Annotated in this window: 7 protein-coding genes and 3 pseudogenes; 6 read left to right on the top strand and 4 right to left on the bottom strand. The window is 61.8% G+C overall.

The window, feature by feature from the left end:
* Positions 1-92: 92 nt before the first annotated feature.
* Positions 93-380: pseudogene (locus MBTS_RS17910) on the bottom strand (transposase); the annotation flags it as partial.
* 13 nt (positions 381-393) lie between these two features.
* Positions 394-1,033: pseudogene (locus tag MBTS_RS17915) on the bottom strand (transposase); the annotation flags it as partial.
* Between the two features lie 642 nt (positions 1,034-1,675).
* Here MBTS_RS17915 and MBTS_RS17920 point away from each other — a divergent pair.
* The 4 genes and pseudogenes from MBTS_RS17920 to MBTS_RS17935 all read left to right on the top strand — a co-directional run bounded on the left by MBTS_RS17920 (position 1,676) and on the right by MBTS_RS17935 (position 6,086).
* Entirely contained in the window at positions 1,676-2,566 is an 891-nt protein-coding gene (locus MBTS_RS17920) for an ImmA/IrrE family metallo-endopeptidase (protein WP_192216154.1), read from the top strand.
* Positions 2,567-3,058: 492 nt separating this feature from the next.
* A pseudogene (locus tag MBTS_RS17925) lies at positions 3,059-3,414 on the top strand (recombinase family protein).
* 219 nt (positions 3,415-3,633) lie between these two features.
* Entirely contained in the window at positions 3,634-5,271 is a 1,638-nt protein-coding gene (locus tag MBTS_RS17930; RefSeq protein ID WP_192216155.1) for an inorganic phosphate transporter, read from the top strand.
* Between the two features lie 440 nt (positions 5,272-5,711).
* Positions 5,712-6,086 (top strand): VOC family protein, encoded by a 375-nt coding sequence (locus tag MBTS_RS17935; protein ID WP_147829831.1) that lies wholly within the window; start codon positions 5,712-5,714, stop codon positions 6,084-6,086.
* A 336-nt stretch (positions 6,087-6,422) separates the two neighbouring features.
* Here the strand turns inward: MBTS_RS17935 and MBTS_RS17940 are convergent, their stop codons facing one another.
* Together MBTS_RS17940 and MBTS_RS17945 are read right to left on the bottom strand one after the other, a co-directional pair.
* Positions 6,423-6,812 carry a hypothetical protein gene (locus MBTS_RS17940; RefSeq protein ID WP_147829829.1) on the bottom strand — a complete coding sequence of 130 codons (390 nt, stop codon included), beginning with the start codon at positions 6,810-6,812 and terminating at the stop codon, positions 6,423-6,425.
* A gap of 482 nt (positions 6,813-7,294) precedes the next feature.
* Positions 7,295-7,720 carry a hypothetical protein gene (locus tag MBTS_RS17945; RefSeq protein ID WP_238253806.1) on the bottom strand — a complete coding sequence of 142 codons (426 nt, stop codon included), beginning with the start codon at positions 7,718-7,720 and terminating at the stop codon, positions 7,295-7,297.
* Between the two features lie 328 nt (positions 7,721-8,048).
* Between MBTS_RS17945 and MBTS_RS17950 the strand changes: the two genes are divergently transcribed.
* On the top strand, positions 8,049-8,513 hold the full coding sequence (locus MBTS_RS17950; protein ID WP_244973586.1) for an ATP-binding cassette domain-containing protein: 465 nt from the start codon (positions 8,049-8,051) through the stop codon (positions 8,511-8,513).
* Between the two features lie 98 nt (positions 8,514-8,611).
* On the top strand, positions 8,612-9,607 hold the full coding sequence (locus tag MBTS_RS17955; protein WP_238253807.1) for an alpha/beta hydrolase: 996 nt from the start codon (positions 8,612-8,614) through the stop codon (positions 9,605-9,607).
* The last annotated feature ends 127 nt before the right edge of the window (positions 9,608-9,734 follow it).

A 9,734-nucleotide genomic window follows, 5' to 3' on the forward strand; every position in this document is an offset into this window, starting at 1 on the left:
CATAATTCGGTCATAAATCATCAAGTATTGACAGGGCGAATGAGTTTTCGTCGTCCTGTTAAAAGCTCTCCAATGGTCTGAGTTAGAGGCTGTTATGAACCGATTTCCAGTTGAGCGGCCTGTTTGATCATGCGGCAGACGAAGGCGACGATGTGGAGATCGGCGAGCGTGCTGGGATAGCGCTCGTAATCCTTGACGAGGCGGCGGAAGCGCGTCGCCCAGGCGAAGGAACGCTCCACGAACCAGCGGCGCGGCAGCAGGACGACGCCGCGCTTGGCCTCCAGGAGTTTGACGACCTCCAGTTCGATGCGGTGTTCGCGGGCGGCCTTGGCCGGCTTTTCCCCGGTGTAGCCCTGGTCGACATAGGAGCGCCTAACGGAACGGCACTCGGTCCTCCGACGGGCCGACATCCATGCCGAGCACTTCCCTGCGACCATCGCTGTTTACGCCGACCGCCACGATGACGGCGACCGAGATGATCCGGCCGTCCTGGCGCACCTTCACGTGAGTCGCGTCGATCCAGAGATAGGGCCACTCGCCCTCGAGCGGCCGGTCGAGGAATGCGCCGACGCGCTCATCGATCTCTTGGCACAGGCGCGAGACCTGGCACTTCGACACGCCCGTGCCACCCATGGCCTGGACTAGGTCGCCCACGGAGCGAGTCGAGATGCCCTGGATTTAGGCCTCCTGGATCACGGCCGTGAGCGCCCCTCATCCCTAGCCTGTCGAAGGGCTCCGCCATACGCCTCGGCTCCAGTAAGCCCGGGAAGTAGCTGCCCTTGCGCAGCTTCGGGATGCGCAGCTTCGGGATGCGCAGCTCGACCGTGCCGGCTCGCGTCTGCCAATCCCGGTCGCGATAGCCGTTGCGCTGGACCAGACGCTCGGCGCTCTTCTCGCCGTGGGCCGCCCAGGTTAGGCCACCCACCTCCAGCTCCATCAGCCGTTTGGCCGCAAAGCCGATCATCTCGCGCAGCAAATCCGCGTCGGCACTCTTCTCCATGAGGCCGCGCAGGGTCATCATCTCGTCGGTCATCGGGGATCTCTCGGGTTGAGGGTTTGTGCTCGCAACCCGACCCTACTCGGCAATCGCCGATGACCGCCCGTCATATACACCACCGCTCGGGACACGACCCACCAGGGATATCGGCAGGTTTGTAGTTTTCGGTTCCAACGCCGGATATCTATGCCGAGATGCCGAGCTTATTGGTTTGACGAGTGCACCAAATTGCTGCTACAAAATTTGGATAGAGCGCCTTGAGAAGCTTTTTGTTTACAGGGCATTAGGAACGTCGGCGTCGAATGCCTTCGTTTCCGCCATTTTTAGCCTTACTAAGTAGTTGTTTTTGCTGCTGAAAGCCGTTTGATCCTGGCTCAGCACCCCTCATCCACCCCACATTTCGAATCGGCCTGCTCCGGCTATAGCGGGATCTCGCTGGACTTCGCCTCGCGCGCGAGGCCGGGCGCTCGAGGTTCATGGCAGCGTTTCGATCAATGCGATTTTTTGGCTGGAGGTGCTGATCTCCGGCCAGGAGGATGCGTTTGAAGAGCGGGCAACCACTCGAGGCACGCGGCGACATCGGATTCCTTCCTGTACGAACTCCCTACAGTCCGGTTTCGGGATAGATGGTGCGTGGCAGCCTGATGATCGGCTCAAGGACTGGAAGGGGCTTCGAGGATGCCGATCAGCAGGAAGGATCTGGCCGACGCGGGCTCGCCGGAGGCGCTCGTCAAACGCATCCTAAAGGCCGAGCCGAACCTGCCGGTGCCCGTACCGATCCAAGAGCTGTGCGCACGCCTCGGGATCCTCAGGATCGAGGAGCTGGACACTGACGGGTTCGAGGGCGGCCTCGTCACCGACGCGAAGCGGTCCGAAGGAACCATCCTCGCCAAGTGCGGGGGCGAACCGCGCCGCCGCTTCACCATCGCGCACGAACTCGGCCACTTCCTGATGGCGCACCACGTCCCGGATCAGCCCGGCCGGTTCCTGTGCAAGAGTTCCGACCTACTGCGCCTCACAGCCAAGGAGGGCGACGAACGCCAGCTTAGGGAAGTCGAGGCCAACCGCTTCGCCACACTCGTGCTGATGCCACCGCACTTGCTGCGGGAGGCCGTGGCTGCCTTTCGCGAGCCCGACCTGCAGCACGTACTTGCGCTCGCGCGCGACTTTGCGGTCGGCAAGGAGGCGGCGGCTCGGGCCTACGTGCAGTACCACCCCGAGCGGATCGCCATCGTCGTGGCGGGCAACGGCCGGGTGCAGCGGTGCTATCGCAGCCTCTCCTTTCCGACCATCGTCTGCGGGGTCGGCAGTCCGGTCCCGACACGCTCGCGCTATCATAGCAGTTCGCATCGGCCGAACATCGCGGGCGACATCGCCCCGTGCAGTCCCGATCTCTGGATCGATGTAAGGCGCGACCTCCGCGCGCCGGCCCTCTCCGAGCAGGTCTATCTCCAGCAGAACGGCTTCGCGATGATCCTGCTGCGTCTGGAACCCGTCCCGGAGGAGAGCGCGGAGGAGCGCAGGCTCGAGGAGGGTTGGCGTCACCGTTTTCACTCGGGGCGCCGGTAGGCGAGACTTTTGTAAGATATAATTCTTAGCTGGAGTGACAACCTCAGAATCTAGGAAATCGTTTCTGACTAAAAATAGAAAAATTTGACTTTCAGGTAGATGATAGTCAATTCAATCATCTGTTATGCCGCCTGCGGGCATAGGCCGGTTGTCCTATACAACAATAAATCTGCCGCGATTTAAGGCCGAAAAGTGATTGATGAGCTCATCTTTAAGAATTCATCTGCATGAGAGTAAAATATGAAAAATCGTAGCGCGTTGTTAATGTGGCTTCACATATTAGGGCTTCTTCATTTCAGCAAAACGGTCGCCCAGTGAAACGAACTTATTGAGGTGGCTCGCGAAAATCAAAAGTGGATCACGGCTCGTTGTCACATTAGGGTACACCCTGGCGTCACGTAACACAGCTGGCGCCGGTCATCGTAATATCTGGGGTGACACCGGCTATTTGTGACAAGGTAACCTCAGGCCTAAAGCCTGAGGTTACAAGCCATGGCCCGCATCGGTTACGCTCGCGTCAGCACCCTCGACAGGATCTTGATGGGCAGGTTGCCCGGTTGAAGGCCGAAGGCTGCGGGGTCATCCGTTAGGAGAAGATCTCGGGCGGCAGCCGCGACGGCCGGGTCGAGTTGGCTACGGTGCTTGAGTTCCGGCGGCGGTTCATCAAGGAGCGCCAGCGCGATGGCATCGAGCGCGCGACGGGCAGCGGTGTGTATGCCGGCAGCAAGCGCCGCGTCGACCGCGACCGGATCATGACGTTGTCGAAGGCCGGCAATGGGGCCGCAGCAATCGCTGTGGCCTTGGGCCGCTCCGGCATGCAGGTTTGTCGGGTGCTTCGCGAGTCCTGACGGTCCGGCTGGAGCAGGCCATGCCGGTTGCTTGGTCGGGCTTCATGCGGATGTCACCTGGCCTATCTCCAGTCCAGGCTCGGGAGGAATGCCGGCGCCTTACGTTCGAGGTCTCTGCCGTAATCCGTCGAGGCAGGGGAATTTCGAATACGTGTCACAGGACTGTTATGAGCGCGACCTACTGGCAGGATCACTGATCCCTAGGGTCCTGAGGCCATCATGTCCGACGCCGTTGCTGCTCCGACTGGCTTGCCGAAGGGCGCCATTGCGCCCGCCGCAGGGCCAAAGCTCGATCACGGCATTCATCCGGGCGGGGTCATCGCGTTCCTGCTCGTCCTGGTCGCGGGATTGGCCTACGCGCTCTACAGTCTTGTGACAGACATGAACGCGGTGGGCCAGTCGCCTCTCGCCATCGGCGCCTTCGTGCTGCTCGGCCTGGCTCTGCTCATCGCCCTGGCCTTCGAGTTCGTGAACGGGTTCCACGACACCGCCAATGCGGTCGCCACCGTGATCTACACCCACTCGATGCCGCCGCTCGTCGCGGTCATCTGGTCCGGCGCCTTCAACTTCCTCGGTGTGATGCTGTCCTCCGGCGCGGTCGCCTATGCCATCGTCACCCTGTTGCCGGTGGAACTGATCCTGCAGGTCGGGTCCTCGGCCGGTTACGCCATGATCTTCGCGCTGCTCATCGCGGCGATCCTCTGGAACCTCGGCACCTGGGCCTTCGGCCTGCCGAACTCGTCGTCCCATGCCCTGATCGGATCGGTCATCGGCGTCGGCCTCGCCAACCAACTGATGGCGCCCGAGGGGCAGGCAACCTCGGGCGTCGACTGGGCGCAGGCCCTCGGCGTGTTCAAGGCGCTGCTGTTCAGCCCCGTCATCGGATTCTTCGCCGCCGCCCTGCTTCTGCTGGCCCTCAAGTTCACGGTGCGCCGGAAGGATCTCTACGAGGCCCCCAAGGGCGAAACCCCGCCGCCTTTGTGGATCCGCAGCCTGCTGATCCTGACCTGCACCCTCGTGTCGTTCTTCCATGGCGGCAATGACGGCCAGAAGGGCATGGGCCTGATCATGCTCATCCTCATCGGCGCAGCCCCCACTGCCTACGCCCTCAACCGCACGATGTCGGACGACACCACCCCGGCCTTCATCCAGACCTCCCAGAACGCCAGCACGGTGTTCGCCAGCCATGCCGGGAACGCGCCGAAGCCCGATGCCGCCGAGGCCCGCAAGCAGGTGTCGGAAGCCCTGAAGACCAAGGACCTGAACCGGCCTGCCGTGTATGGGGCGCTCGCTGCGCTCTCGACCGACATCGCCGACAACGTGAAGGGTTACGGCGCTATCAAACAGGTGCCGGCGGCGGCGACCTCGAACCTGCGCAACGACATGTATCTCGCCGCCGACGCGATCCGGCTCCTGCCGAAGAACGGCGCGACGTTCTCGGAGGCCGAGACCGGCACCCTGAAGGCCTATACCGGCCTCCTGAACGACGGGACCCGCTACATTCCGACCTGGGTCAAGATCTGTGTCGCCTTGGCCCTCGGCCTCGGCACCATGGTCGGCTGGAAGCGCATCGTCGTCACCGTAGGCGAGAAGATCGGCAAGACCCATCTCACCTACGCGCAGGGGGCGTCCGCTGAGATGGTCGCCGCCGGCACCATCGGCCTCGCCGAGCTTTACGGTCTGCCGGTCTCGACCACCCACATCCTGTCGAGCGGCGTCGCCGGCACCATGGCGGCCAACGGCTCGGGCCTGCAGATGTCCACCGTCCGCAACATGGCGTTGGCCTGGGTGCTGACGCTGCCCGCCGCCATCACCCTGGCGGGCGTCCTCTTCTTCATCCTGCGACATGTCTTCTGAGATGACGGATGCGACGCGGGTGACCGCCTCAGGTTCATGACTACGATGGGCCGAATGGCCTGCGGGACCGTGCTCTACATTCCCTGTAAGGAAAAACTCTCACCAGGTGTTGCATGATCGCGTAGATGCCGCTGCTTCGGCCTTGGGCTGCTCCCGCTTGCAGGTGTTTCGGGTGCTACGAGAAGCCCGAAGGAGCGACTCTGAGGCTAGAGCGCTCTCCGCCGAAGTGGATGCCGGTTCGGCGAAAAAGAGCGCGGCACAACAAATGCCTGGAGATGTGCCCCGACCCAACGTGGTCGGGCGCAGCTCTAGGCCGATTTCCTGAAGGGCTGATCAGCGGTCGTTAAGCTGCCCGATACGTGCGGGTATGCCATTGGCAACAGCTCGTCGCCACGCTCGACCACGGCCATCTCGCGCGGCCCCCTCTTCGGAGAGAAGGTATGTTCACCCATCTCATGATCGGCAGCAATGACCTGGAGCGGGCACGGTGCTTCTACGATGCCACATTCGTCGCGTTGGGAGGGAAGCCCGGCGAGATGGATCCCAGGGGTCGGCTGATCTACGCTCACGAGGGCGGGCGGCTGATGATCACGAAGCCCATCGATGGCAAGCCGGCGACTGCAGCCAACGGCGGAACCGTCGGTATCGTCGCATCGAGCCGCGAGCATGTTCTGGCGTGGCATCGGGCCGGCACCGAGCATGGCGGCGCCGCCATCGAAAGCCCTCCCGCAGAGCGCCCGAACGGGTCCTTTGTCGCTTACCTTCGCGATCCCGATGGAAACAAGCTCACCGTACGGACCCAGCCGGCGAAGTGACAAGAGCCATGGCCGTCACCACCCTGTTCGACGTCGAAGCCGAGGGCAAGTGCTGATGTGGTGCGTCCGCTAAAGATGGGGAGCGGACGTCAATTCGACGCCCAGAAGCTGCTCACGCTGGCCACGGCAGCGGGTGGCTCATACCAATCGGCGATGAGGGGGACTCACGGGGTTTGTTCGGCGGGGCCGTTGTGATTCGATAGGGCGGACCGGGAGGGTTCGCCAAGTCGGCTTGCGTACCGCTACGCAAGGACGTCAGCGCCGATGATTTGCGTCAGCTGGTTCGGGAGAGCCGGCATGCCGGTCAGAGCCGACCCTTCTGCTGCGGCTCTGCGATCATGCCTCGATGTCAATGCCGGTCAATGCGCCGGCCTGCTGGCTGGCGAAGAGCTCCTGCGCCTGCTTGTAGAGCGGCATGTCCTCCAGCCGATTGGAGGGATCGTTGAGTGCCTTCAGGCTGTCGAGCGCCGCCTTGATCAGCTTCACGGTCTGGTTCGTCGAGTCGAGATTCTCCGGTTGCTCACCCTCGAAACGACTTCTAGCCTCGTAGTTGGACTGCATCGCTGCGCGTTCTTTCGCCCAATCGAAGCTTCCCTTCTCTTCGGCGCTGACGTTGTCGAGATAGGTTACGACCTTATTCCATGTCGGCGCGAGCTTACCGCCTGAGACTACCGCATCGAGCCCGGTATCGGCATGAAGGCGATCTCGCATCTCGCTATTGGCCATTTTTCGTTCGAGATCTGAGAATCTCCCGCCTTCGTTGCTCTTGATCGCGTAGAGCGCGCGCCGGTCGAGCCCGCTGAACAGCTCCTGCCGCTCGGCGCCTGTTGTATAGATCGAAGAGGTTTTCCCCGCCTTCGTGTAGCCCGCATCCAGCGCGGCCCGCGCATCCGTGGCAACGGTGGTGAAGTCCTTCGAGGCCGATGCGATTGGGGGATACGGCCTTTGCCGGGGCCGAAAGCTCGACCACGCTTGCCGGACCGATCGATGAACGAGGGGCGCTCGCCTCGTCGCTCGTGGACACCCGAGACTCGCCGGCAGGGTCGCGGAGCAAGGGAGTTGTGGGCCGGTCGACGCCCGTCATCCCGCTCGACATCATCAATGTATCCTTCGACGTATGCTGTCTAGATCCACGCCGGATGAGGCGCGGACCGGTTAATCGGGCATAAGATCGATTCTTTTATTTCACGAACGAAGGAACTTCGCCTTCAAGGCGCAATCGTCGGGCTGACGGACCAATTCCCGTTGAAGCCCACCGAGGTAATGCTGCTGGAACAGGTCACGCCCGAACCATTCGATGACGTGTTGACGGTCGGATAACTCCAGCGGCCGCTCGCCGAACTTCTGGTGCGCGTCGCGTTCCAGTTGCAGTAGCGCAAATTGCCGGAGCGCGTGTAGCGGATCGAGCAGCCGTTCGACGTCGAGTATGGGCTCTGTATGGTCGACGTCTGGCTCCCGCCATTCCCGATGGAAGAAAAACCATTCGTGCCGATACAGCCGGATGGTGAAGAGAAATCTACTGAGACCGGCGTGTTGTTGTTGACCGTCGCCGTCAAAACGCTCTGTGCCTGAGCCGAATTCGCCATGACCGACAAAGCGAGAATGAGAGCGCCCGCGAACAATGTCTTATTCATGATATCCTCTTTTTGACGTGTCAGTTCTACTGCACATGTCGCAGCAATAAATCGTCCGAGAGTTTGAGTATGGGCAAGTTTTAAAACAACAGATTGGCAGATGGGGCAAAAACTTAATCTATATATAAAATTTATGTCATTGTTCGCAATAATAAGGCAATGATACTTATATTAGGCAGAACAGGATCGGCATTTGACGCTGTTATCAAAAATGGGGATTGTCAATCTACTAAAATAGTAGCTTGCTCGCAAAGTCAGAGTATCGATAGTCACACCCGAAGCCCCTTGTCCCGTCGGACAAAGTGTTAGGTCGGGCATGGGCTGGGCCATGATGAGCATCGAGAACGTCACGAAGGCCTATCATGGCCGGGCAGGTTCGCTCCCCGTCCTCAGCCGGGTGAACCTCCACGTCCGAAGCGGGGAACTCTGCGCCCGCACGGGGGCCTTGGGGTCCGGCAAGACCACGCTCATGAACCTCATCGGACTCCTCGACCGGCCCGACGAAGGCGCGATCCGCCTGGTCGGGACCGACACGGCGGACCTGAACGAGAGCGAGACCGCCGGGTTGCGCAACCGCCTGATCGGCTTCGTCTTCCAGTTCTTCCATCTGCTGCCGCGCCTGTCGGCCCTCGACAACGTCGCCCTGCCGCTCGGCGCTGGCCGTCGGCAAGGCCATTCGTGTCGTGCTGCTATGAGACACTGTCTTGATACGGCGCGAGACGTGCACCCTGGCGTCGATCGTCGACACACAAGATTTGTGAGGAGGACCGCTTTCCAGTGGGCAGGCCACTGACACATGCCCTCACCGGTTCTTGGTGTAGGGTCATGTCATCTCGACCGACAAAGGGGCATCCTATGAGACTGATCCGGGCTCTTTGCTTGGGAGGCGTCATGGCTGTGAGTGGGCTTTCTCAGCAGGCATCCGCGGGCGATGCGCAACTGCCCGGTTATTCCGAGGGGGCTCAGGTCGTTCGCGTCGAAGGACGCCGAAACCAGGTCGACCAGATCAGCGGTGTGATCTATTCTCAGATCCGTTCGATGCGTGCGGTCAGACAATTGCGCATGTCGCTGCTCGTGCCACGCACCAACGACAAGAAGCCTGCGATCGTCTATTTCCCAGGTGGCGGATTTACCACTGCCGACCATGAGAAATACTTCGAGATGCGGTCGGCGTTGGCCGCGGCCGGCTTCGTCGTCGCCGCCGCCGAGTATCGCGTCGTCCCCGACAGGTTCCCGGCTCTGGTGCAGGATGGCAAGGCGGCCGTGCGCTACCTGCGGGCTCATGCGGCCGAATACGGCATCGACCCGGCCCGTATCGGCGTGCTCGGCGATTCCGCCGGCGGCTATCTCTCGCAGATGGTCGGCGTCACTAACGGAGAGAAAGTTTTCGACAAGGGCGATCATCTCGATCAGTCCTCCGATGTGCAGGCGGCGGTGACCCTTTACGGCATCTCGAACCTTCTCAATATCGGCGAGGGATTTTCTCCGGCGGTTCAACTCATGCACCAATCGCCTGCGGTGACCGAAGCGCTCTTGGTCAACGGACCGGCCTTTCGCGACTTCGCCGGTGCTTCGATCTCGGCCGATCCCGCAAAGGCGCTGGCGGCAAGTCCCATCGGTCATCTCGGCGCCGATGAGCCGCCCTTTCTGATCATGCACGGCACTGCCGACACGCTCGTCTCGCCGGTGCAGAGCAAACAGTTGTTCGAAGCCCTGCGGGCTAAGGGCAACAAGGCGGTGTATGTGCTGGTCGAGGGAGCGGGCCACGGCGACCTGCCCTGGTTTCAGCAGCCCGTGATCGATCGGGTCGTCGCCTGGTTCAAGGCGACGCTCGGTGGCCCCATCGCGGGCGCCGGTGGCAAGACCGATCCCCGATCCGATCTCTGACCGCCCCCGGCCGCATGGGAACCCGAAACCGCTCCCCCCGCTAGCCCTCACGAGCAGGCATTCCGCCCGGACGAGGAGACGGCCAGGTAGATCGCAACCGAGCAACATAAGGGCTTCCGGGCCGCTT

It is taken from the genome of Methylobacterium bullatum, from assembly GCF_014845095.1.
Taxonomy (GTDB): Bacteria; Pseudomonadota; Alphaproteobacteria; order Rhizobiales; family Beijerinckiaceae; genus Methylobacterium; species Methylobacterium bullatum.

Coding starts and splice junctions, on each gene's coding strand:
- MBTS_RS17920 (WP_192216154.1), top strand. CDS start 1,676: ATGCCGATCAGCAGGAAGGATCTGGCCGACGCGGGCTCGCCGGAGGCG.
- MBTS_RS17930 (WP_192216155.1), top strand. CDS start 3,634: ATGTCCGACGCCGTTGCTGCTCCGACTGGCTTGCCGAAGGGCGCCATT.
- MBTS_RS17935 (WP_147829831.1), top strand. CDS start 5,712: ATGTTCACCCATCTCATGATCGGCAGCAATGACCTGGAGCGGGCACGG.
- MBTS_RS17940 (WP_147829829.1), bottom strand. CDS start 6,812: ATGGCCAATAGCGAGATGCGAGATCGCCTTCATGCCGATACCGGGCTC.
- MBTS_RS17945 (WP_238253806.1), bottom strand. CDS start 7,720: ATGAATAAGACATTGTTCGCGGGCGCTCTCATTCTCGCTTTGTCGGTC.
- MBTS_RS17950 (WP_244973586.1), top strand. CDS start 8,049: ATGATGAGCATCGAGAACGTCACGAAGGCCTATCATGGCCGGGCAGGT.
- MBTS_RS17955 (WP_238253807.1), top strand. CDS start 8,612: ATGGCTGTGAGTGGGCTTTCTCAGCAGGCATCCGCGGGCGATGCGCAA.